Below are 22681 nucleotides of genomic sequence, written 5' to 3'. Positions count from 1 at the left end.
CATTGACCACTTTGTTGTCTCTTCTCTCACGCGCCCCTCGAATCGTCCGGGGGGACGCACACGTGAAGCGCAGCATTTCCTTTGCCCTGTCCACCTCTGTGGTACTGGGTGTACTCGCGGTGCCCGCCACCGCCGTCGCCGCCGCGGGGCCGACCGCCCTCAAGGTCTCCGGCCACGACAAGCAGTTCGGCCGCCTCTTCGTCGACGACCTGAAGACCGACAGCGACGTGACCGGCATCAGCGCCGTCGTCCACAAGCCGGGCGAGAACGTTGCCGTCGAGTGGGTCCACGACTTCGAGCTCGCGTCGGGCAACAGGAGGACGGGCGACTGGATCACCAAGAAGGCCGTCAAGCTCGAGATCACCGGCGTATTCGCCGTCGACCTGATCGTCAGGGAGTCCGACGGTGACGAGACGACCCTCAAGGACGTCGGCACATACGACTACACGGCCAGGAAGTACTTCCAGGAATTCGGCGTCGACCGGCCCCACCCGACCGTCGACGACCAGAAGGTCACCGCGAGCGGCCGGCTCGCCGAGTGGCAGCCCATCACGCACGAGAGCAAGCCCGTCGCCGATTCGAGCGTGCGCATCCAGAACGGGTCCTACGTCGAGACGGTGAGGACGGACGCGGACGGCAGGTTCTCCGACTGGTTCATCGCGGACTCCGGGCCCAGGCCGGTCCGTGCGTACTACGGGAACCTGTCGAGCGAGCTGCTGCAGGTCGCGCCCAAGGGCCTGCCCGCCCGCGTCACGCTCGACAAGTCCGACTTCAGCGGCACGTTCGGCGCGCCGGTCAAGGTCACCGGCAAGGTCGAGTACGAGCTCAACGGCGTCTGGAAGACGACGAATTACGCGGACGTGGAGGTCGTGAACGCGGCGGGGACGTGGGAGGGGAGCGCCGTCACCGCCGAGGACGGGCGTTTCAGCCTCGAGACAAAGATCCCCTTCGCGGGCGACAAGAGGCAGCTGAAGGTCGGCTACGGCGACTGGTTCTCCAACAAGCCGACCGCCCCGCTCACCTTCCGCACCACCGGCTACAGCTCCATCGACCAGTTCGAGATCAAGCTCGGCTTCGACTCGAAGCTGACCGTCTCCGGTCTGCTGGACGTCCAGGGCGCTCCGCGACCGCACAACAAGCTCGACATCCAGGTATCCAGGAACGGCAAGGACGGCTGGACGAAGCTCAAGACGCTGACGCTCACCAAGGACAGGTACTTCCGGGCGGACATCCCCGCACCGGCGTCCGGCCACTACCGCGCGGTCTACTCCGGCTCCGCGAACGTGCGGGGGTCGGTGAGCCCGGTCCTCAAGGCGAGCCTCATCCAGACCCGTATCAAGGACTACAAGGTCACGCCGAAGGTCAAGAAGCGCGGCACGATCGCCGTCTCCGGCACGCTGCAGCACGCCGCGCCGGCCTGGAAGGCGTACGGCGGCAGGAAGGTGACGATCTTCTTCTCGCCCAAGGGCAAGCCGAGGGAGTCGTACCTGCTGGGCGAGGTGACGACCGCGGCCAACGGCACGTTCAAGAAGAGCTTCAAGGAGCGGGGCGACGGCACGGTCTTCGCGCTGCACATCGACACGGACTCGAATCACCTGATGAACCCGAAGGTCTCGGGCTACGTCGACGTGAAGTAACCCTGCCTGGTCCGGTGTTGGCGCCCATTCGCGAAACATCCGGGAAAGGCCCGGCCGGGCACGGTGGTGCACATGGTTCTGCTCGGTCATCCGACGGTCGATGTGCGCCCCCACGGCCCGTCGCGCCGCACCCTGCTCCTCGTGCTCGCCTCGGCGGGCGCGGTCCTGCTCGCCGGCTGCTGGCTGGTGATCCAGCGGCACAACGAACGGCCGCCCTGGGCCCAGGACATCGCGTACGAAGCGGGCTTCATCCAGGGCAACCGCATCAGGCAGTACGACCCGACCGGCCGGGAGGCGAAGAACCTCCTGGCCGGCGGCTGCGAACGGCTGCGGGCGGCCGGCCGGGGCGGGCGCAAGGCCACCTACGACGCCGGTCTGTGGGTGACCGGCTGTCTGGACGGCGCGGCGGGCCGGCCGCCCGAGAAGCAGGGCATGTTCCACTAGGGCCCACCGGCCCGGCTCGTCGGCCGCCGTCCCCCGGACTGCTATCCCTGGTCCATCCCGGCCAGTACGAGCCCCAGCCGCGTGGTCCCTTCGGCGCTCACCCGAACCGGGACACCCCAGTCCTGCTGGTGCATATGGCAGGCCGGGTACTCGTTCTCCGGGTCGTCGTCGCAGGATGCCGCCATCGCCGAGACATGCAGTACGCCCTCGGCCACCGACGGGTCGATCTCCAGCTCGCGCGAGAGATCGGTGCCCGTGCCCTCGCCGCCCCTCAGCAGCCCGGGCGGGGTCGAGGAGACGAGCAGCCGGGTCGAGGGGCCGTACCGGGTGTCGAGCTTCTGTCCGGCCGGGGCCTGGAAGACCACGTCCAGCCGGAGCCTGCCCGGGGCGACTTCGGTGGCGGCGCGCCGGGTGCGGTGGGCGACGGCCTCGACGCGCACCGCCTCCTCCGGCAGCCGCAGCCGGGTCAGCCGGTGCCTGGCGGACTCCACCACCACGATGTCGTCGCCGGCCAGCACGGCGCCGCTCGGCTCCCGCAGATCGGTGGCGAGCGTGGTCACTTCGCCGCTCGCGGGGTCGAAGCGGCGCAGCGCATGGTTGTAGGTGTCGCTGATGGCGACCGACCCGTCGGGCAGCGCGGTGACACCCAGCGGATGCTGCAGCAGCGCCTGCCCGGCGGCACCGTCCCGGTGCCCGAAGTCGAAGAGGCCGGTGCCGACTGCCGTGTGCACCACCAGATCGCGGTCGATCCAGCGCACCGCGGAGGTCTCCGAGTCGGCGATCCACAGCCGGTCCTCGGTCGCCGCGAGCCCGGACGGCTGCGCGAACCACGCCTCGGCCGCCGGCCCGTCCACGAGCCCTTCGTTGGTGGTACCGGCCCCGACCTGCACGGTCCCGGCCGCCGGGTCGTAGGTCCACAACTGGTGGACGCCCGCCATCGCGATCCACAGCTTCCCACCCCACCAGGCCACGTCCCACGGCGAGGAGAGCGACACATCGAGGGCCGGTCCGCTCGTCGGCGAGCCTTGCCACCACTGCTTGCCGGTGCCTGCGAGGGTCTCGACCGCCCCGGTTTCCGGATCGTAGGCGCGGATGGTGTGGTTCACGGTGTCCGCGACCGCGACCCGGCCGTCGGGCAGCAGCGCGAGGCCCTGCGGCTCGTTGAACTCGCCGCCGCCGCTGCCGCTGCCGCTGCCACTGATGCGCCGGACGACGCTCTCACCATCCGGCTCCAGCTCGACCAGCTGATTCCGGGTCGAGTCGGAGACAAGGAAGTTCCCGGAGGGCAGCAGCAGGGCCTTGCCGGGGAAGCGCAGATCGGTGGCGACCGGCTCGGGCGCGACATACGGCCCGTCACCGCGCCGCAGTGTCCCCTTCGCGGCGTGCTCGGCCTCGAGCTCCTCGACCAGCTTCTCGATGGCGTGGGCATGCCCCTCGCCGGCGTGCTGAGCGACGATGTAGCCCTCGGGGTCGATGACGACGAGGGTCGGCCAGGCCCGGACGGCGTACTGCTTCCAGGTGGCCAGCTCGGGGTCGTCCAGCACCGGGTGGTGCACCTGGTAGCGCTCGACGGCGTCGACCACGGCCTGGTGCTCGGCCTCGTGCACGAACTTGGGCGAATGGACCCCGATGATCACCAGGGTGTCGCGGTGCTTCTCCTCGAGCTCACGCAGCTCGTCCAGGACATGCAGACAGTTGATGCAACAAAATGTCCAGAAATCCAGAACGACGATACGACCTCGCAGGTCAGCAAGGGTGTACTGCTTCTCGCCGGTATTGAGCCAGCCGCCCTTGCCGGTCAGCTCGGGAGCCCGAACGCGTGCACGTGTAGCCATACCCCCATCCAACAACACGGAGCGGGGTAGTCATTCCAGGCATGAAATACCTCGTGCGCGACAAGATCTTCGCCATCGGCGACGACTACTGGATCGAGGACGACTCCGGCAACCAGGCCTTCCTCGTCGACGGCAAGGCACTGAGCCTGCGCGACACCCTGGAGCTCAAGGATCCGACCGGACTCGTCCTGATCACGCTGCGCAAAAAGCTGCTGAGCCTGCGGGACACGATGACCATCGAGCGCGACGACGCGCCGCTCGCCACCATCCGCAGGAAGCGGCTGTCACTGCTGCGCAATCACTACCGCGTGACGCTCGTCGAGGGCACCGAGCTCGATGTCAGCGGACGGATCCTGGACCGGGAGTTCGCGGTCGAGTACGACGGCGAGCTGCTGGCGCACATCTCCCGGCAGTGGTTCCGGGTACGGGAGACGTACGCCGTGAATGTCGTACGGGAGGACGCGGACGCGGCGCTCATGATCGCGGTCGCGGTCTGTGTGATCCACATGGCGGAGAAAGAGCGAGCGGGCGACGACGACTGAACCTCGCCGACCCGGGCTCCGCCCTCGACCCCGCTCCTCAATCGAGCCGGCGGTCCTTGAGTACGGGGAACTGCTCCCGTGTCGTCGCCACCCTGGCCGGGTCCAGCTCGACGCTCAGGACCTCCTCGTCCGGGCCCGCCTCGGCGAGGATCTCGCCCCAGGGGTCGACCACGATGCTGTGCCCCGCCTGCTCGACACCGGCGTGGGTACCTGCGGTGCCGCAGGCCAGGACGTACGCCTGGTTCTCCACGGCGCGGGCGCGGGCCAGCAGCGTCCAGTGCTCCCGGCGCCGGGCCGGCCAGCCCGCCGGGACGACAAACGCCTGCGCACCCGCGTCCACCAGCCCCCGGAACAGCTCGGGGAAGCGCAGGTCGTAGCAGGTCGCGAGGCCGAGGGTGAGACCCGGCGACGACTCGGTCCCGGGCAGCGGGACGGTCACGAGTTCGTCGCCCGCGCCCATCATCACCGCCTCGCCCTTGTCGAAGCCGAAGCGGTGGATCTTCCGGTAGGAGCGGACCAGTTCGCCGGTGGGGGAGAGGACGAGGGAGGTGTTGTAGAGGGTGCCGGAGCCCGCGGCGGCGCCACCGCCGGATGCCGCCTTCTCGACGATGGAACCCGCGTGCAGCCACACTCCGGCGTCGCTCGCGGCCTTGGCCATCACCTCGTACGTGGCGCCGTCCAGCGATTCGGCTTCGTCGGCGAACGACTCATAGGCGAATGCTCCGACGGCCCACAACTCGGGAAGCACCACCAGGTCGGCGCCCCGCTGCTCCCGGACGAGCGCGGCGACGCGCCGCCTGCGCGAATTGACCGATTCGTCCGGGTCTACTGCGATCTGGATGAGGGAGGCGCGCACACTACCACCGTCCTGGCATTCGAGCCGTCATCACGGGCCTACGATCGTCACACGAAAGCACTGCCGGGGTGCCGTCCGGCAGCGTAACTTAACTGCCGAGCCTCCCACGCAGCCCAGCAGTCAGCAGCCCAGCCCGCGTACCGCAGAACCGCCGAGGGGTCCCGTGACCGTCCATCCCAGCCTCCAGACCTACGCCGACGCCTGGACCCACTCCATTGAATCGATAGCCGAGCTGGTGCAGCCGCTCGTGGAGGGCGAGTGGAACCGGCCCACCCCGTGCCCCGGCTGGTCCGTGCGCGACCTGGTCTCGCATGTCATCGGCATGGAGTGCGAGATGCTCGGTGATCCGCGGCCCATCCACACACTGCCGCGTGATCTTTACCATGTGCAGAGCGAGTTCGCGCGCTACATGGAGATGCAGGTGGATGTGCGCCGGCACCACACGGCGCCGGAGATGACCTCCGAGCTGGAGTACACGATCATCCGCCGGGCCCGTCAGCTGCGCAATGAAAGCCGCGGCCCCGACACCATGGTCCGCGCCCCGCTGGGCACCGAGCAGACTCTCGAAGTGGCCATGCGGATGCGCGCGTTCGACACCTGGGTGCATGAGCAGGATCTGCGCTCGACGCTGGGCAACCCGGGCAACCTCGACTCCCCCGGCGCCTACATCGCCCGTGACTGCCTTCTGGAGGCCCTGCCCAAGGTGGTGGCCAAGGACGCGGGCGCCCCGGCGAACTCGGCCGTCGTCTTCGATGTGCACGGCCCGGTCGAGTTCCTCCGTACGGTGCGGGTGGACGCGGACGGCCGCGGCACGGTCGACGGCGCGCCCTCGCTCGGCCCCGTGGTGACCCTCGCGCTGGACTGGGAGACCTTCTACCGGCTGGCCTGCGGCCGGGTGCGGGCGACCGCGGTCTCGGACCGGGTCAAGGTGGACGGTGACGCGGAACTGGCGGCGGCGATCCTGCGGGAGTTCGCGGTCACGCCGTAGGGCCGCCGGGCGAGGCGGCCGGGACGACCTCGAGCGGTCGGCGGCCTGCGGGCACCGTCGTCCGCCGGGGACCACTCACGCCGGTACGTGCACGGCCTCCACCCGGCTGGCCACCAGCCGCTCCCGCTCGCGCCGTGCCGTGCGTGCCCGCAGCCGCAGGATCTGCGTGATGCCCAGCGTCTCCAGCACGAACACCGACGAGAACGCGATCCGGTAGTTGTCGCCGGTCACGTCCAGCAGCACTCCGACCGCCAGCAGGGTCGTCATCGAGGCCACAAAACCACCCATGTTGACGATTCCCGACGCCGTCCCCTGCCGCTGCGGCGGATTGGCCGGCCGGGCGAAGTCGAACCCGATCATCGACGCGGGCCCGCACGCCCCGAGCACCGTGCACAGGGTGATCAGCAGCCACATCGGGGCATGGTCACCCGGGTACGCGATGGTGGTCGCCCACAGCAGTGCGGTCGCGCCGACCGTGCCGAGGGCCAGCGGGGCCCGTGCCGCGTGGTGCCGCGCGATGACCTGCCCGTACACCAGCCCGACCATCATGTTGGAGAGCACCACCAGCGTCAGCAGCTCGCCGGCGGTCTCCCGGGAGAGACCCTGTGCCTCGACCAGGAACGGCATCCCCCACAGCAGCAGGAACACCATGGCGGGGAACTGGGTGGTGAAGTGCACCCACATACCGAGCCGGGTGCCGGGCTCACGCCAGGACTCGGCGATCTGCTTCCGTACGAACGCGGATCCCGCGTGCTGGGCGGGCGGTGGCTCGTGGCCCTCCGGGTGGTCCTTGAGGAAGAGCGACAGCAGCACCAGCACGACCAGTCCGGCCACCGAGCTGCCCGCGAACGTGGCGGTCCAGCCGAGCCCGTGCAGCATCCGCGCGATGAGGACCGTCGAGACGAGATTGCCCGCCATCCCGAAGAGCGCGGCGACCTGCCCGATCAGCGGTCCGCGCCGGGCCGGGAACCAGCGCGAGCCGAGCCGCAGCACGCTGATGAAGGTCATGGCGTCGCCGCAGCCGAGCAGTGCGCGCGAGGCGAGTGCCGTTCCGTACGAGGGTGAGAGCGCGAAGCCCAGCTGACCGACGGTGAACAGCACCACCCCGAGGGTGAGGACCTTCTTGGTGCCCAGGCGGTCGACCATCAGGCCGACGGGTATCTGCATCCCGGCGTAGACCAGCAGCTGGAGGATGGAGAAGGTGGAGAGTGCGGAGGCGTTGACGTCGAAGCGGTCGGCGGCGTCGAGGCCGGCGACGCCCAGCGACGTACGGAAGATGACGGCGACGAAGTAGACGGCGACTCCGATGCCCCACACCGCGGCGGCCCGCCGGCCGCCGGGTGGATCGCCGGGCAGCGTGACGGCGGAGGCGCTCATCGGACCTCGCCCCGTGCCAGATTGCTGAACCAGCCGACGTGCCGGTGCACGAGCGCGGCTGCCGCGTCCGGGTCGCCGGCGCGCAGTGCCTCGAGGATCTCGCTGTGTTCGGCGACGTTCTTGGTGATCCGGTCGGGGTGGGAGTGCATCACGGCGACGCCCATCCGCAGCTGGCGGTCGCGGAGTTGGTCATAGAGGCGGGAGAGGATCTCGTTGCCGCCGCTGCGCACGATCTCGGCGTGGAAACAGCGGTCGGTGACGGCGACGGCCGCCAGGTCGCCCGCCTCACCCTGCCGCTTCTGCTGCTCAAGAAGCTCTTCGAGCCGGGCGAGCAGCCGCGGTGACGCCGGTACGGCCTTGCGGGCCGCGTGCTCCTCGACCAGCAGCCGGGTCTCCACCACATCCGCGATCTCCTGCGCGGAGACGGCGAGCACGAGTGCGCCCTTCTTCGGATAGAGCTTGATCAGGCCCTCGACCTCGAGCTTGAGCAGCGCCTCGCGGACGGGGGTGCGCGAGACGCCGACCGCGTCGGCCAGCTCGCCCTCGGTGAGGAGGGTGCCGCCCTCGTAACGGCGGTCGAGGACTGCTTGCTTGATGTGGGTGTAGACACGTTCTGCGGCGGGAGCGGCGGCGGGCATGCGCACAGCTTAGATACAACACAGGTGCATCAGGAAGCCGCGTCCAGGATGCAGGACGAAGACCGGGCACAACTGGCGCGCCGTCACGTACATCCTTTTGGCGCGCTCATGGGTCTCGTAACGGGACCCTCCTGTGCCTCGGGTCCTATCGGTCCTTTTTCAACGCATTTGCGAACTCGGAGCGTTTCCCTTGACACTCAGCCACACCGGCCTGCGCAGAGCCGCCACGGTCGTCCTTGCAGGTGGCCTGCTGGTGACGGCCTCGCCGCTGGCCGCGCCCGCCCAGGCGGCGCAGCCGATACCGACCATCAGCGGCAAGGGCGGCTTCCTGCTCGACCAGACGACGGGCAAGGCGGTCTACGGCAAGGCCAACGACCTCCGCCGCCAGATGGCCAGCACGACGAAGGTCACGACGGCGATAGTGGTCCTCACCACCCCCGGTGTCGATCTCAACCGCAAGGTGACCATCAAGCAGGCGTACCGCGACTACGTCGTCCGGGAGGGCGCGAGCACCGCGGACCTGAAGACGGGCGACAAGGTGACCGTCCGTCAGCTGCTGTCCGCGCTGATGCTGCCCTCCGGCTGCGACGCCGCGTACGCGCTGGCCGACACCTTCGGCACCGGCACGACGACCGCCGCGCGCACCAAGTCGTTCATCGGGAAGATGAACGCGAAGGCCACCCAGCTCGGTCTGAAGAACACCAAGTACGACTCGTTCGACGGCATCTCCTCGGCCGGCAGCAACTACACGACCCCGGCCGACCTCGCGAAGATGGCCCGGCACGCCTTCAGCAGCGCCGCCTTCCGCGATGTCGTCAAGGCGACGCAGTACAAGACGACCGCCACCACGAGCACCGGCGGCACCCGCACGTACACCTGGTACAACACCAACAAGCTGCTCGGCTCCTACAGCGGCGCCGTCGGCATAAAGACCGGCACCGGCACGACGGCCGGCCCCTGCCTGGTCTTCGCGGCCACCCGCGGCACGAAGACCTACGTCGGAGTCGTCCTCAACGGCACCGACCGTTACAACGACGCGGCCAAGCTGCTGGACTTCGGTTTCGGTTCCAGCACCGCGCAGACCATGGAGCTGCGGACCCTGCCGAGGGGCGCCCAGCGCGACTGACCCGGCTGCCCAGCGACCGAGACGCCGACGCGATACGCGTCGGCGTCTCGTTGTGACGGCGGCCGGTGGACCGGGTCAGCCGGGCAGCCAGCCGGCCTCCGCCGCCGCCTCGAGCGCCACTCGCTCGAAGCGCTCGGCCGACGGGGGCGCGGGGTCCGGCAGCACGAGCGCGACCAGCAGCCGGTCATGGGGCTCGGCCAGCGGCAGCCACCGCAGCCACGGAGAGAGTCCGTCCGCGGAGGCCTCGCCGACCAGGGCGACGGTTTCCGCGTCGCGCAGGACCCGCTGGGTGGGGTCGAAGGCCACCGGCCGTTCGACCAGCCGGGGCCGTACGCCGGCCCGGCGGAACAGTTCCACCAGCTCGTCGTAGTGGGCCGGGTTGGCCTCGCGCGGATGCGCCAGCACGGGGAACGCGGCGATCGCAGCCGGGTGGACGCCTGGTGCCGCGGCCGCGAGCGGATGGCCCGCGGCGACCAGGATCCCCCGGCGCTCCCAGCGCAGTGGCCGCACGCGCACACCCCCGGCCGGCTCCGGAGTACGCGCGATACCGACGTCGGCACGGCCCTCCAGCACAGCCGGACCGATATCGGGCGTGCGAAGCATCTCGGCGCTCACCTCGATGTCGGGATGATGCCGGTGCAGCGACTCCACCAGGTGGGGGACGGTGCCGTACCCGGTACTCGCGCTGTAGACGATACGGATCCGGCCGAGCTCGCCGCGGCCCGCGCGGCGCGCGGCGTCCCAGACCTCGAAGAGCGCCGCCAGCGCGGCCGGGCCACGCTCCTGGACCGCACGGCCCGCTTCGGTCAGCCGCACCACACGGGTGGTCCGCTCCAGAAGCCGTACACCCAGCTGGGACTCCAGCCTGCGGATCTGTGCGCTCAACGACGGCTGTGCGATGTGCAGTCGCTCGGCGGCGCGGGTGAAGTTCCGTTCCTCGGCGACGGCGAGGAAATAGCGCAGCAGCCTCGCCTCCGGAATCATGGAGCCAGGATACGGATCGCAGCGAATTCATCACCGTGGCCTATGAGTTGAGATCGGTTCGGTCTTTCCCCTCCGCCGTTTCCCGCTCCTACCGTGCTGCCATGAGACTTGCCATCGCCGGGACCATGTCGCCCGGCACCACCGCGGTGCACTTCGCGGAACTCGCCGGCGCCGGGGGGCACGACGTACGCCGGCTCAGCACCTACGACGAGGTCGGGCCCGTCCGCCGGGCGCTCGCCGGCACCGACGCCGCCGTCCTCGTCCCCAAGCGCGGGGATGCCCGCCTGCACGCCCAGCAGGCCATGCGTACCCTGCTCGCCGCTGCCGCCGAACTGCCCACGCCCCCGCGCATCCTGCTGGTGAGCTCCTTCGTCGTCGGCCACGGGAATGCCCACCCGCTGAGCCGGGTCGATGCCACCCAACTGCCGGCCAGGATCGCCTCCGAAGAGGATCTGCGCGCCGGCGGTCTGCCGTACACGATCGTCCGCCCCACCTGGCTCACCGACGATCCGCCCGGTGCGCACGCCATCACCCTCACCCAGGATCCGCAGGCCGACGGCATGGTCTCCCGTGCGGACATCGCGGTGGCGCTGGTCGCGGCCATCGAGAGCGGGAGAGCCGTCCGTACGACCTTCGGGCTGTTCAGCGAGCCGGGCACGCCACCTGCCGACTGGGCCGCCGCATACGCCCGCCTTCAGCCCGACGTCCAGTCCGGTCCGCAGTCCGGTCCTCGGCCCGACACCCAGCCCGATCCGCAGTCCGTACCTCGGCCCGACGCCGCGCCCGACAAGGAACCCGTATGAAACTGCCCGAGGCCCAGCACGCATGGGAATCGACCTTTCTCACCGACGAGGTGGGGCGCCCGCTCGCGCCGCGCTTCCACCGGCTGCTCATGCTCGATGTCGTGGACCGCCCCACCGCCGCGGACGCCGAGCGCCTGGAGGATGCGCTCGCTGCCCTGGAGGAGCGATTCCCGCACGGACCCCACGGGCTGCTCAGCTGCCTGGGCTGGGGCTTCGGGTGGTATGCGCGGCACACCGCCGTCCGTTCCCCCGTACCCCGAGCGATCCCCATGGCGCGCTGGGAGAACCCGGTGCTGGAGGACATCGACGCCTGTCTGCATCTCGCGTCCGACGACGAGGACCGCCTCGCCGAGATCACCGAGGCGCTCTTCGGACCCGGCCCGCTCGACCAGCGCACCCGGCTGCGGATTCGTGAGGTACGCACCGGTTTCGTCGGGAGCGGGCTGCCCGCCGAGCGACTGCCCGAACGCGGGCTCTCCCCAAAGGCGCCGCTGCTGCTCGGCTTCCACTCGGGTCTGCGCGGCAACCAGGCCACCGAGGAGAGCATCACCATCATCGAGGGCCCGCTGGCCGGCGGCACCACCATGCATGTGAGCCATATCGAGCTCGACCTCGACAGCTGGTACGAGCAGGACCGCGACACCCGCAGCGCGCAGATGTACGCGCCCGGCATCGGCGCCGACGAGGCCGAGAAGCTGGTGGACGACGCGAAGAGCGACGCGGACCGGATGCCGGCGCTGGCCGCCGCGCACGGACAGGTCGGCCATGCGCAGGCCACCGGACGCGCCCGGCTGTACGGGCGTCCCCGGATCAACCGGCGCGACTTCGCGACGCTCGACCATGGCGCGCCCGGGACACATTTCGTGTCCCTGCAGCGCACCATGGAGGACTTCAACGCCACCCGCGCGGTGATGAACGCGGCCGACGCGGGCGGGCACCACGGCGGTATCGGCGTCCGCAGGAACAACGGCATCAACTCCGTGATGGATGTCCGGAGCCGGGCCACCTTCGCCGTGCCGCCGCGCGCCGCCCGCGCGTTCCCGAACCTGAGGGACTAGTCGGTGACCGGCCCGTCCGGAAAACGCGGCGTACTCAGTCGCCGGACGGGCCCGAACGCTCCGCCCGCTCCGCGAAGACCTCACGGGCGGCCGTGATGCCGTTGATCGCGGCGGGGAAGCCGGCGTAGACAGCCATCTGCAGGATGGTCTCGACGACTTCGTCCTGGGTGCCGCCGACGTTGAGCAGCCCGTTCACATGAACCTTGAGCTGGGGGCGGGCCGTACCCAGCGCTGTGCAGGCGGCGATCGTCACCACTTCGCGGGCATGCAGGTCGAGACCACCCCGCGTATAGATGTCCCCGAAGGAGAACTCCACGATGTAGCGGGCGAGATCGGGAGCGATGTCCTTGAGACTCTCGATCACGGCCTCGCCCGCGTCGCCGTCGATCTCGGCGAGCGCGTCCCAGCCACGGTCGTAGCGCGGCGCCTCGTCATGCTCGCTGACGGCGTGCGGGGCCTCGTCGCTGTCGTCCGTACGCTCCGCGAACACCGCCTTGGCGACATTCAGGCCATTGATGGCCGCCGGGAATCCCGCGTACACCACGACATGAAGGATCGCCTCGACGATCTCACGCCGGGTCACACCGATATTGAGCGCTCCCGAGATATGGAACTTCAGCTGCGGTGCGGCATGTCCGAGAGCCGTCAGGGCACCCACTGTCGCCAGTTGCCTCTGACGCAGCGTGAGTGATGAGCGCGCATAGATGTCGCCGTAGGGGAACTCCACCGTGAACCGGCCGAGATCCGGTGCGATGTCGGAGAAGCTGTCGAGCACCGAAGGACGTTCCTCAGCGGCCAGTTGCTGAAGGATGGCCAACCCCCTGGTGTAGCGGTCCTTTTCGCTGTGGGACTCAACTGCCATGCCTGGAAGACTCCTTGTTCCATGGTTCAGGACCTGCGCCGGCTCAGTTCCGGCGTCGGCTCAACTCCGGAAATTCCGGGTTCGTAGCCATGATCCCACCCTCGCCCCAACGATTCTGGGGAATCTCCTGAATGACCACCGCTATCTTGTCGAGCGGCGCTCCGGTGACCTTGTGCGTGGCCTTGGTTATCTCCTCGATCAGCTCCTGACTCTTCTCATCCGTCTGATTCGGCCACGTGGTCACAGTGATGAACGGCACAGCCACCAACCTCAATTCATTCCGTCGTTACGAATTCGTGAAATTCCGGCTTCTGAAGTTTCAACTGAGCATGAATGTCGCCACCCAGGCCGAACCAGCCGATGGCACCGCCGTAGTTCTGCTGATAACTCATCCACAGCACCACGACATTGATGATGCGGTTCCCTCCCGGCGTGCCGGGCGCCGGGAAGGGGTGCGGCATGGTCGCGCGGTAACGCGCGCTGCCGTCCTCGTCGGTGACGAAGACATTGGGCACGCCCAGCGGCCCCGGCCGGGTGGGCCCCGCCGGGTCCAGGTCGTGCTGCCGCAGGGACATCACCGTGTAGAGGCTGTTGGGGACCAGCCCGCCGAACTCCATCCGGAAAACGGCGCTCCGGCCGTCCGGAGTGAGCTCCACCTCCAGCACCCCCTCCGCCTGGACCCACCGGCCGAGTGTGATCGGCTCGGTCACCTTCGGCCCGTCCTCGGGCCGCAGATCGGGGATCGGCGCCTGATGCAGCGGATAGCTCGGCCGTACGATCTCGTTCGCGTCCGGCCGCTGCTCGGGGGCGAAGACCATCGGGTAGTTGTTGCACGGCAGCGGAAGCGGCAGCGTGTACAGCACCATGTCCTGGTCCGCCGGACCGAGTTCGCTGCCCAGCTCACGTACGACGGTGTACGGGAGCTGCTCGCCGAACGGCGGCAGATCGCTCTTGGGGCTCACGATCGCGGATCCCCAGGACCGTTCGACACCGCCCGAAGGCCCCTCCCGGTTGATCATCCCGATCACCACGAAGTCTCCGTCGGCGTCGACGATCTCACTGGGCGGATACGACGGCCCCTGGGTGGTGGGGCTGAGCCGGTAGCTCTGCGAACGGCTCATCGCGAGCCACTCCCTTCCGCTGTGCTGTCCCGGAAACCGAGCGCCGCGAGTGCGGCCGCGAGTCCCACGGAGCCCGCGCCGGTGGCCACCACGGCACCCCAGCCGCCACCGGTCCACACCGGACCGAGCGCGGCGCTGGCGGCGCTGCCCGCGAGCAGGCAGACGAGCATGTACATGGACGAGGCGGCGCCGCGCTGTTCCTGGGGCACGGCCCGGGCCAGCAGCACCAGCACGGCCGGCTGGCACGAGAAGACGCCCAGGAAGAGCAGCAGCATCCCGACCACCAGCAGCGCGGTGCCCGACGCCGCCCCGAGCGCGGCGACACCGGCCATCACCAGGCCGAGGCCCAGCAGCACCACCTGGCGCGGCGCGATCCGGCTGCTCAGCCGGCCGGCCAGCGGTGCGCCCAGCACACCGGTCAGACCGATCAGGCTCACCGTGCCGATCGCACCGGCGGTGTAGTGGAACGGAGCGCCCTGCAGCCGGTACGTCAGAAACGTGACGAGTCCGAGATAGCCGAAGAACAGCAGCGCGCCGACGCCGAACAACCGCACCACGGGCCCCTGTCCGAACATCCGCAGTGCCGCCAGATACGCCTGCCCCACCGGCTTGCGGGCCCGGAGGTGGTCCGCGCGCGGTGTCGGCAGCAGCCGCAGCAGCACCGCGGTCAGCACATTGAGCGCCGCGAGCAGCAGCACCGCCTTGTGCCAGTCGGCCCATCCGGCGACGACGCCGGTGAAGGAGCGTCCAAGGGTGATGCCGGCGACCGTGGCCCCGATGATCAGTCCGAAGAAGACCCCGACCAGACCGTCGGGAGCGATTCTCGGCATCAGCGCGATCATCGCGGCCGGTACCGCGGCGGCCGCGATCCCGGCCACCGCGAGCAGCAGCGCGAACACCGTGAAGTCGGGCACCACCGCGGCGACGCCGATCAGCGCGGCGACCGTCACCGCTCCGCTGCCGCCCAGCGCCCTGCTGCTGAACCGGTCGGAGAGCGGCCCGAAGAGAAAGAACGACAGGGCGTACGCGAAGGTCGCCACGGTGAAGACGAACCGGGCGTCCTCCGGGCCGACCTTCAAGGACGCGGCGATCTCGGGGAAGACCGGCTGCGTCATGTAGATGGTGGAGACCGCGCAGCAGGTCGCGGCCGCGGCGACGACGGCCGCGCGCCAGGCCGCCGCCGTGGAACGCTCGGCGGCGGAGGAGGATGTCTGTGCCGTGGTGACCATCTCGGCTTCCTCCACCTACAGCGCCACCGAGGCGCCACCGTCGACGGTGATCGAGGCGCCGTTGATCTGCGCGGCGCCGGGCGAAACGAGATAGGCCACCGCCTCGGCGACATCGGCGGGCGTCGGCAGCGATCCGTACGGCGTCTTGCCGAGGAAGTCCTCGCCCACCTGCTCGGGGCTGATGCCGAAGCGCCGGCCGAGGTCCGCGAGGGTCTGCGTCCACAGATCGGTGTCGGTCGCACCCGGGTCCACGGTGTTGACCCGCAGTCCGCTCCGGCCCAGGTCGCGGGAGATCGCCTTGGCGAATCCGCCGAGTCCGGCGTTGGCGACCGCGTTGATCACGAAGAGTGGATCGGGCTCGCGGCGGAACGAACCGTTGATGAAGACGATCCGGCCCGTTCCGCGCTCCGCCATCGCCCGGGCGACCGCCCGGGTGAGCCGTATCGCGCCGAACAGCTTGCTGTTGACCGTGGTGTTCCACTGCTCGTCGGTGGATTCGAGCAGGGGAGCCACCGGGCCGTCGCCCGCGGCGTTCACCAGCACGTCGATCCGGCCGAAATGCTGGACCACCCAGGCGATGCCTTCCTCGACCGACGCGGTCGAGTTGATGTCGAGAACCACGGCGGTGAGCTCGTGCCCACCGTCGCCCTCCTTGTCGAGCACGCCGGCGATACGCTTCCTCGCCGCCTCCAGCCGGGCCGCGTCACGGCCGAGCAGCACCACGTGGGCCCCGTCCGCGGCCAGCCGCTCCACGACCGCGCCGCCGATTCCGCCGGTGGCGCCGCTGACGACGGCCACTTCGCGGTCCGTCTGCTTCAGCTCAGTCATCGTCCGGGCCCCTCAGTTCTCGACGCGGGCGTAGATCCGGGTGTAGAGACCCCGGTCGGTGATGTACGTGTCGCCGGCCTGCTTGACGATGTCCTGGTACCGGGGGGAGGTGAACACCGCCTGGTATACATCGGGTTCGACGGAGAATCCGGAGACGAACAGCACGCCGGGCTCGGTGCTCAGCAGGGAGTGGTAGGCCAGGAAGACCTCGACCTCGTCGTGTGTGCGTACGACGTCGAAGATCGTGCGGTCCCGCCACTCCCGGTACGCGTCGTGCACCGGGGGCTTCACCTCGACATGCCTCAGCTGGATGTACGCAGTCGCCGGCAGCGGCTCGTCCGTGTCCTTCGGCGCCTCGACGAACTCGACGACCTGGCGGCGGAAGTCACCGGCGAGGGCGGGCGCGATGGTGGCAGCGAGCTCTCGGTGGGCCGCGTCGCGCTCGGCGATCTCGGCGAGGCCGGTGACCGGCGTCAGCTCCACCAGCAGGTCCGCGTCGTCGATCGAGCGGTAGAGCACGGAGCCGCCGTGCTCGGAGGCGGCGTTGTGCGCGGTCCAGGCCGCGATGGTCTTGTCGATCTCTTCGCTCTGCACCGGCACTTCGGTCACGAGCAACAGGCGTGCGGACACGAGGATTTCCTCCTGGAAAGTGAACTGGAGAAGTGAAGAGGTCAGGCGCTGGTCTCAAGGAGACCCTTGAGCGCTTTGTGGGCCTTTCGACGCTCGAGTACGGCGATCTTCTGGCGGGGAAATCCGGAGAAGCCGACCCGGCCCGAAGCCGTCAGCTTTCCGCTCTGCTGCAGCTCCACATCGAGGGCGAAGTCCAGCTGCCTTTCGGGCTTTTCGACCGAAAGTTCGTTCACTGTGCAGTGAATTTCCGCGGGAAGCGGGAAGAGGAAGTTTTCGAACGTCAGGTTCACGGAGTTCCAGACTATGTAGAAATCGCTGAGGGGCCAGCGGTTGCGGTACCCGCACTCGAAGACTCCGACAAAGAGCTGACGCACCGCCTCGACGATGACCATGCCCTGGACATGCTCTCCGGTCTGGTGGTCCAGCAGCAGTTCATTGTCGCCGTGCACCCGGATGTCAGCGGTGTAGCGTGCGCCGTCCACCCGGTGGAGGTTGGCCAGCAGAACGTTGTTCTCGCTGTGTTTGTGCACCACATCGCGGCCCTCCGGCTCCACCTGCTCGCCGGTGAAGCGGATCCGGTCGGTCAGTTTGCGCCGGTCGATGGCCTGCTGGAGGTACCCGCGCTCGAAGCTGCCGACGCCCTGGCCGCCGTGCAGCAGGACCTCGCCGTGTCCGTCGTCGAACACGCCCTTGTTGATCTCCGCGGTGAGCCCGGAGACGGTGCGGACGTCGTCCGACTGAACAAATCCGGTGAAGCGGTCCGCGACCACCATGACGTTGGTGCTCATCTACTGTTCCTCTCCCGGTAATTGCGGCGTAACAACCGCACAGGAAGTACGTCATGGACATTAGTTTCCTGAATTGCCGCGGCACAACTGCCAGACCGGGGTGGCCGATCGGCTACGCCGCCCGATGTGACCTGCAAGCATCGCCTAGATACTCGTTGACGCTCGCCGAATTCAATGAATACTTTCGAAGCAGGCTTCCATGAAATTCCCTATACCTGGCATCACTTGGAAGACTTCAACGAGGCTTCGACAAGGGGATGAATGACATGGTTTCAGAAGCGCACAGTCACCACAGGGCCGCGGTCATCACCGGTATCGGTTCCTGGCTGCCGGCCCGAGTGGTCACCAACCATGACCTCTCCGCCGAACTGGACACCAGCGACGAATGGATCCGCAGCCGTACGGGCATCGCCCAGCGGCATGTGATCGACGAGGGAATGGCCACCTCGGACCTCGCCGTCGAAGCGGGCCTGCGCGCCCTGAAGTCGTCCGGTGCCTCGGACGTGGACGCGGTGGTGGTGGCCACCACCACGCCGGACCGGCCCTGCCCGGCCACCGCACCCGATGTGGCAGGACGGCTCGGTCTCGGCCCCGTACCCGCCTTCGATGTGGCGGCCGTGTGCAGCGGATTCGTCTACAGCCTCGCCGTCGCCTCGGGATTCATAGCCGCCGGCATCGCCGAGCGGGTGCTGGTGATCGGCGCGGACGCCTACTCGACCATCCTGGACCCGCAGGACCGCACCACCCGTGCGGTGTTCGGGGACGGGGCGGGCGCTGTGGTGGTCCGTGCGGGCAGAGCGGACGAGGAGGGCGCGCTCGGACCGTACGACCTGGGCAGCGACGGCGCACTCGCCGATCTGATCACGGTGCCCGCGGGCGGTTCCCGGCAGCGTTCGGCCCCGGGGCGGAGCGTCGAACGGGCCGACCACTACTTCCAGATGCAGGGCAAAAGGGTCTACCGCAATGCCGTGGCCCATATGTCGCAGTCCGCGCGGCGGGTGCTGGCGAGCGCGGGCTGGACCACCGACACCCTCGACCATGTCGTCGCCCACCAGGCGAACCAGCGCATCCTCGACGCCGTCGCCGCCGATCTGGAGATCCCGAGCGAGCGGCTCGTCTCCCACATCGAGCGGGTGGGCAACACCTCCGCCGCCTCGATCCCGCTCGCGCTCGCCGACGCCGCCGCCTCCGGCACTCTGCGACAGGGCCAGGGCGTCCTGCTCACGGCCTTCGGCGGCGGGCTGACCTGGGCATCGACCGTGCTGCGCTGGCCGGATGTCACCGCAGTCACCGCTTGACGTCAACCACCGATGAGGAGAAGCGACCCATGAGCGACCTGAAGAGCCGGGTGACCGGAATCCTGGTTTCCACGTTCGGCCTCGAGCCCGCCGCGCTGGCGGGCAGCCCGACGCTGGAGTCCCTGGAGTTCGACTCGCTGGCCCTGGTGGAGTTCGCCACGGCCCTGGAGGCCGAGTTCTCCACCCCCGTCGACGAGGAGGAGATCACCGTCGAGCACACCCTCGACGATGTGCTGAACCTGCTGGCGCAGAAGCTCACCACGGCTGGCGCCACCACCTCCTGACGCCACCGGCTCCCGGACCGACCGACAACAGATGGCCGTCCCCGCACCCGGGGACGGCCATCCATCTGTTCAGCTGCCCTGCCGCCCTGCTGCCCGCTCAGGCCAGCAGCCGCGCCAGATGGCGCCCGTAGTCCGACGAAGGCCCGTAGGTGTCAATGCTGTTGGCCACATCGGCGGCGCCGATGAACCCCATCTGGAAGGCGACCTCCTCGATGCAGGCGATCTGCACTCCCTGCCGCGTCTGCACGGCATGCACATAGCCCGCCGCCTCGAAGAGGCTGTCGTGGGTGCCGGTGTCCAGCCATGCCGTGCCGGATCCCAGATTCACCAGCCGCGCCCTGCCCTGCTCCACATAGCGCCGGTTGATGTCGGTGATTTCCAGTTCGCCGCGCGCGGAGGGCGACAGCTCCGCCGCGTACGACACCACATCGTTGTCATAGAGGTAGAGACCGGTGACCGCCAGGTCCGACTTCGGCTCGGTGGGCTTCTCCTCGATGTCGAGCAGCCGCCCTTCCTCGTCCAGTACCGCGATGCCGTACCGCCGGGGATCGTCGACCTGGTAGCCGAAGAGGGTCGCCCCTTCGAGCTGCGCGACCTCCTTGCGGACGGTGGTCGGCAGGTCCTGGCCGTGGAAGATGTTGTCGCCCAGCACCAGGCAGACCTGGTCGTCACCGATGAAGCGGCGGCCGAGCAGAAAGGCGTCGGCCAGGCCCCGCGGCTCGTCCTGCTGGGCGTACTCGATCCGGATACCGAGCCGCTCGCCGTCCCCGAGGAGCCGGTGGAAGTCCTGATGGCTCTCCGGGGTGGTGATGATCAGGATCTCGCGGATCCCCGCCAGCAGCAGGACCGAGAGCGGGTAGTAGATCATTGGCTTGTCGTAGACCGGGAGCAGCTGTTTCGATGTCACCGAGGTCAGCGGCCGAAGCCGGGTGCCGGCGCCTCCCGCCAGGATGATTCCACGCATCAGCGATTCACCTTTTCTTCAGAGCTGTCCACCAGTCGCGGTTTTCCCGGTACCAGGCGATGGTGTCGGCGAGTCCGGATGAGAAGTCGTGCCTGGGCTCATAGCCGATTTCCGCGCGCGCTTTCGACCAGTCCACGGAGTAGCGGCGGTCGTGTCCTTTGCGGTCCTCGACGTACTCGATCATTTCCCGGCCGTGACCCAGGGCATCGAGGAGCAGATCGGCCAGTTCAATATTGGCCAGTTCCTGTCCGCCGCCGATGTTGTAGATCTCACCCGGCTGCCCCTTCTCCACCACCAGCCGGATTCCGCTGCAGTGGTCGTCGACATGCAGCCAGTCGCGCACGTTCGTTCCGTCGCCGTAGAGCGGTACCTTCTTCCCTTCGAGCAGATTGGTCACGAACAAAGGAATGACCTTCTCGGGGAATTGATACGGGCCGTAGTTGTTGGAGCAGCGCGTGATCCGTACGTCCATTCCATACGTGCGGTGGTAGGCGAGGGCCAGCAGATCCGAGGAAGCCTTGCTGGCCGCGTAGGGCGAGTTGGGGTCGACCGGGTCGGTCTCGGGCCATGAGCCCCGCTCCAGGGAGCCGTAGACCTCGTCGGTGGAGACATGCACAAAGGTGCCGACGTCATGCCGTCGGGCCGCGCTGAGCAGCACTTCTGTGCCGAGCACGTTCGTACGGACGAAGACCGACGCTTCGGCGATGGACCGGTCGACGTGCGATTCGGCGGCGAAGTGCACCACGACGTCCTGGCCGGCCATGACCTCGTCGACCAGCTCCGGATCAACGATGTCGCCGTGCACGAATGTCAGGCGAGGGTCGGCCAGATGTGGCGCGATATTGCTCTTGTCTCCGGCGTAGGTCAGCTTGTCGAGCACGGTGAGCCGTTCCACCGCGCCGCCGTTCGGATCGGTGCCGAGGAGGCTGCGCACATAGTGCGAACCAATGAAACCTGCCCCGCCGGTAACCAGAATGCGCATGGAATTCACCTGTCCAGCATTCGAGGACGATTGCCGACGACCCTGCCAGCGCCACCGTCCGCCCGACAAGGCGCTTCTGGGCTGCCCGTGAGGGCATGCACCAGACGGCTACACCCAAAGGGCTGATAATTGGCGGGCATTGACCGATGGAATATGGATTCCTTATGTTCGAGCAATGCGAATTCTGGCGACCAGTGCTCCCAACCAGGGGCATCTCTATCCAATGATTTCGACGCTGTGGGCATTGCGGAACGCCGGTCACGAGGTACTGGCCGCGCTGCCCGACAGGTTCGCGCGGCTCACCGCCGAGGCGGGAATCTCGTCCGTGGCGGTCGCCGAGGACTTCCGGCTGGGCGACCTCGGCACTCGGAGGGCCCAGCAGGGCTCGTCGATCGAGGAGCTGACCGACCACATCATCGACTACTACGTGCCGGCCACCGAGCGCACCGTGGACCGGACCGTGGCGCTGGCGAAGTCCTGGCGGCCGGATCTGATCGTGTGCACCGACTGGGAGTACGCGGCCCCCCTGGCGGCCGACCTGATCGGCGTGCCGACGGTTCTGCACGGCTGGGGACTGCTGGCGGACACCGCGGTCGACGAGCCGATCGCCGAGGCGCTGCGGCCCGTGCGCCGCAAGTGGGGCCTCGGCGAGGACGCGCACACCCATTGGAAGATCATCGACAACTGCCCGCCCGAACTGCAGTGGCGGACCCCGCCGGCCAACGCCGTCCCCAGCCGGTACGTCCCCTTCAACGGGGCCGGCCTGATGCCGGACTGGTTGTTCGAGGAGCCCGAGGCGCCGCGGGTGCTCGTCACCCTCGGCAATGCGCCGATCGGTGGCGACCACGCCAATGTGCTCCAGCGCACCGTCCAGGCGCTGACCGCCTTCGACATCGATGTGATCATCGCGGTCGGCGACCACATCAAGCTGGACCAGCTGCGCGACCGCCCGGCACGCACCCGGCTGATCCACACCCTGCCGCTCTCACAGGTGCTGCCGTCCTGCACCGCCGTCATCCACCACGGCGGCGCGGGCAGCGCGATGGCCGCGACCGTAGCCGGAATTCCTCAGCTCGGGCTGCCGCAGATGTGCGTCCAGTACCAGCACGCGGACCGGATCGCGGCGGTCGGCGCCGCGCACGTACTGCACCCGGAGGAGGCCTCGGCGGAGGCCATCAGGGCATCCATGCGCAGCGTGCTGGAGGACCCCGGCCTGCAGGAGGTCGCGTGGCGGCTGCGACACGCGAACGCCGCGCGCACCGGTCTCGAGGAGACGGTCCGCCTGCTCGAGACGGCCTTCGAAACCGAGACACGCTGACCAGCCCAGCCCAGCCCAGCCCGGCCCAGCCCAGCCCCGCACCGCACCGCCGATCGCGATCAGCCCTGCTTTCTCTCTCCCGACGAAGA

24 protein-coding genes are annotated in these 22681 nt (G+C 68.8%); 10 read left to right on the top strand and 14 right to left on the bottom strand.

The annotated features are described in order from the left end of the window. Positions 1 to 62: 62 nt before the first annotated feature. The gene (locus OG966_RS20880; RefSeq protein ID WP_326651261.1) at positions 63 to 1637 is read left to right on the top strand and encodes a hypothetical protein; all 1575 of its coding nucleotides are present in this window, start codon (positions 63 to 65) and stop codon (positions 1635 to 1637) included. A gap of 72 nt (positions 1638 to 1709) precedes the next feature. Then, a complete protein-coding gene (locus tag OG966_RS20875) occupies positions 1710 to 2081 on the top strand; it encodes a hypothetical protein (protein ID WP_326651260.1) in 372 nt (123 codons plus the stop codon). 41 nt (positions 2082 to 2122) lie between these two features. On the opposite strand, the gene OG966_RS20870 is transcribed toward OG966_RS20875, so the two are convergent. Beyond that, a complete protein-coding gene (locus OG966_RS20870; protein WP_326651259.1) occupies positions 2123 to 3916 on the bottom strand; it encodes an NHL domain-containing thioredoxin family protein in 1794 nt (597 codons plus the stop codon). Positions 3917 to 3957: 41 nt separating this feature from the next. Between OG966_RS20870 and OG966_RS20865 the strand changes: the two genes are divergently transcribed. After that, complete coding sequence (locus tag OG966_RS20865) at positions 3958 to 4458, top strand: LURP-one-related/scramblase family protein (RefSeq protein WP_326651258.1); 501 nt, start codon at positions 3958 to 3960, stop codon at positions 4456 to 4458. A gap of 37 nt (positions 4459 to 4495) precedes the next feature. Here the strand turns inward: OG966_RS20865 and OG966_RS20860 are convergent, their stop codons facing one another. Beyond that, complete coding sequence (locus OG966_RS20860; RefSeq protein ID WP_326651257.1) at positions 4496 to 5314, bottom strand: carbon-nitrogen family hydrolase; 819 nt, start codon at positions 5312 to 5314, stop codon at positions 4496 to 4498. Positions 5315 to 5477: 163 nt separating this feature from the next. Between OG966_RS20860 and OG966_RS20855 the strand changes: the two genes are divergently transcribed. Continuing rightward, on the top strand, positions 5478 to 6302 hold the full coding sequence (locus tag OG966_RS20855) for a maleylpyruvate isomerase family mycothiol-dependent enzyme (protein WP_326651256.1): 825 nt from the start codon (positions 5478 to 5480) through the stop codon (positions 6300 to 6302). Positions 6303 to 6377: 75 nt separating this feature from the next. On the opposite strand, the gene OG966_RS20850 is transcribed toward OG966_RS20855, so the two are convergent. Beyond that, on the bottom strand, positions 6378 to 7679 hold the full coding sequence (locus OG966_RS20850; RefSeq protein ID WP_326651255.1) for an MFS transporter: 1302 nt from the start codon (positions 7677 to 7679) through the stop codon (positions 6378 to 6380). Next, entirely contained in the window at positions 7676 to 8317 is a 642-nt protein-coding gene (locus tag OG966_RS20845; RefSeq protein ID WP_326651254.1) for a GntR family transcriptional regulator, read from the bottom strand. Before OG966_RS20845 ends, OG966_RS20850 begins: the two co-directional genes overlap by 4 nt. A 190-nt stretch (positions 8318 to 8507) precedes the next feature. Here OG966_RS20845 and OG966_RS20840 point away from each other — a divergent pair, with 190 nt between their 5' ends. Beyond that, positions 8508 to 9443 (top strand): D-alanyl-D-alanine carboxypeptidase family protein, encoded by a 936-nt coding sequence (locus OG966_RS20840; protein ID WP_326651253.1) that lies wholly within the window; start codon positions 8508 to 8510, stop codon positions 9441 to 9443. Between the two features lie 75 nt (positions 9444 to 9518). Here OG966_RS20840 and OG966_RS20835 read toward each other — a convergent pair whose 3' ends face one another. Continuing rightward, a complete protein-coding gene (locus tag OG966_RS20835) occupies positions 9519 to 10427 on the bottom strand; it encodes a LysR family transcriptional regulator (RefSeq protein ID WP_326651252.1) in 909 nt (302 codons plus the stop codon). A gap of 101 nt (positions 10428 to 10528) precedes the next feature. On the opposite strand from OG966_RS20835, the gene OG966_RS20830 reads away from it, so the two are divergent. Continuing rightward, positions 10529 to 11230: an NAD(P)-binding oxidoreductase gene (locus tag OG966_RS20830; RefSeq protein ID WP_326651251.1), complete on the top strand. Its 702-nt coding sequence runs from the start codon at positions 10529 to 10531 to the stop codon at positions 11228 to 11230. Next, positions 11227 to 12288: a DUF7405 family protein gene (locus tag OG966_RS20825; RefSeq protein ID WP_326651250.1), complete on the top strand. Its 1062-nt coding sequence runs from the start codon at positions 11227 to 11229 to the stop codon at positions 12286 to 12288. The genes OG966_RS20830 and OG966_RS20825 overlap by 4 nt, the downstream gene beginning before the upstream one ends. Before the next feature lie 34 nt (positions 12289 to 12322). Here the strand turns inward: OG966_RS20825 and OG966_RS20820 are convergent, their stop codons facing one another. From OG966_RS20820 to OG966_RS20790, 7 genes are read right to left on the bottom strand one after another with little or no spacing between them, the layout of a single operon-like run. Then, on the bottom strand, positions 12323 to 13150 hold the full coding sequence (locus OG966_RS20820; RefSeq protein WP_326651249.1) for a carboxymuconolactone decarboxylase family protein: 828 nt from the start codon (positions 13148 to 13150) through the stop codon (positions 12323 to 12325). A gap of 43 nt (positions 13151 to 13193) precedes the next feature. After that, positions 13194 to 13409, bottom strand: a complete 216-nt coding sequence (locus OG966_RS20815; RefSeq protein ID WP_326651247.1) for a tautomerase family protein — start codon at positions 13407 to 13409, stop codon at positions 13194 to 13196. A gap of 16 nt (positions 13410 to 13425) precedes the next feature. After that, positions 13426 to 14271 carry a hypothetical protein gene (locus tag OG966_RS20810; protein ID WP_326651246.1) on the bottom strand — a complete coding sequence of 282 codons (846 nt, stop codon included), beginning with the start codon at positions 14269 to 14271 and terminating at the stop codon, positions 13426 to 13428. Continuing rightward, positions 14268 to 15500: an MFS transporter gene (locus OG966_RS20805; RefSeq protein ID WP_326651245.1), complete on the bottom strand. Its 1233-nt coding sequence runs from the start codon at positions 15498 to 15500 to the stop codon at positions 14268 to 14270. The genes OG966_RS20810 and OG966_RS20805 overlap by 4 nt, the downstream gene beginning before the upstream one ends. 15 nt (positions 15501 to 15515) lie before the next feature. Further along, the gene (locus tag OG966_RS20800) at positions 15516 to 16328 is read right to left on the bottom strand and encodes an SDR family NAD(P)-dependent oxidoreductase (RefSeq protein WP_326651243.1); all 813 of its coding nucleotides are present in this window, start codon (positions 16326 to 16328) and stop codon (positions 15516 to 15518) included. Between the two features lie 12 nt (positions 16329 to 16340). Next, complete coding sequence (locus tag OG966_RS20795; protein ID WP_326651242.1) at positions 16341 to 16958, bottom strand: hypothetical protein; 618 nt, start codon at positions 16956 to 16958, stop codon at positions 16341 to 16343. A 41-nt stretch (positions 16959 to 16999) separates the two neighbouring features. Continuing rightward, on the bottom strand, positions 17000 to 17746 hold the full coding sequence (locus OG966_RS20790; RefSeq protein ID WP_326651241.1) for an AfsA-related hotdog domain-containing protein: 747 nt from the start codon (positions 17744 to 17746) through the stop codon (positions 17000 to 17002). Positions 17747 to 18012: 266 nt separating this feature from the next. On the opposite strand from OG966_RS20790, the gene OG966_RS20785 reads away from it, so the two are divergent. Both OG966_RS20785 and OG966_RS20780 read left to right on the top strand, forming a co-directional pair. Further along, positions 18013 to 19044: a beta-ketoacyl-ACP synthase III gene (locus tag OG966_RS20785; RefSeq protein ID WP_326651240.1), complete on the top strand. Its 1032-nt coding sequence runs from the start codon at positions 18013 to 18015 to the stop codon at positions 19042 to 19044. Positions 19045 to 19073: 29 nt separating this feature from the next. Beyond that, positions 19074 to 19328 carry an acyl carrier protein gene (locus OG966_RS20780; RefSeq protein WP_326651239.1) on the top strand — a complete coding sequence of 85 codons (255 nt, stop codon included), beginning with the start codon at positions 19074 to 19076 and terminating at the stop codon, positions 19326 to 19328. Between the two features lie 97 nt (positions 19329 to 19425). Here OG966_RS20780 and rfbA read toward each other — a convergent pair whose 3' ends face one another. Together rfbA and rfbB are read right to left on the bottom strand one after the other, a co-directional pair. Beyond that, entirely contained in the window at positions 19426 to 20292 is an 867-nt protein-coding gene (rfbA, locus tag OG966_RS20775) for a glucose-1-phosphate thymidylyltransferase RfbA (protein ID WP_326651238.1), read from the bottom strand. A 7-nt stretch (positions 20293 to 20299) separates the two neighbouring features. Continuing rightward, a complete protein-coding gene (gene rfbB, locus OG966_RS20770) occupies positions 20300 to 21274 on the bottom strand; it encodes a dTDP-glucose 4,6-dehydratase (RefSeq protein WP_326651237.1) in 975 nt (324 codons plus the stop codon). Positions 21275 to 21449: 175 nt separating this feature from the next. Here rfbB and OG966_RS20765 point away from each other — a divergent pair, with 175 nt between their 5' ends. Continuing rightward, positions 21450 to 22592 carry a nucleotide disphospho-sugar-binding domain-containing protein gene (locus OG966_RS20765; protein WP_326651235.1) on the top strand — a complete coding sequence of 381 codons (1143 nt, stop codon included), beginning with the start codon at positions 21450 to 21452 and terminating at the stop codon, positions 22590 to 22592. Positions 22593 to 22681: the final 89 nt, after the last annotated feature.

This window comes from Streptomyces sp. NBC_01750 (assembly GCF_035918095.1).
Classification (GTDB): Bacteria; Actinomycetota; Actinomycetes; order Streptomycetales; family Streptomycetaceae; genus Streptomyces.
The sequence above is the reverse complement of the archived record's forward strand: the minus strand, read 5'-3'. Positions and strand labels throughout refer to the sequence as shown.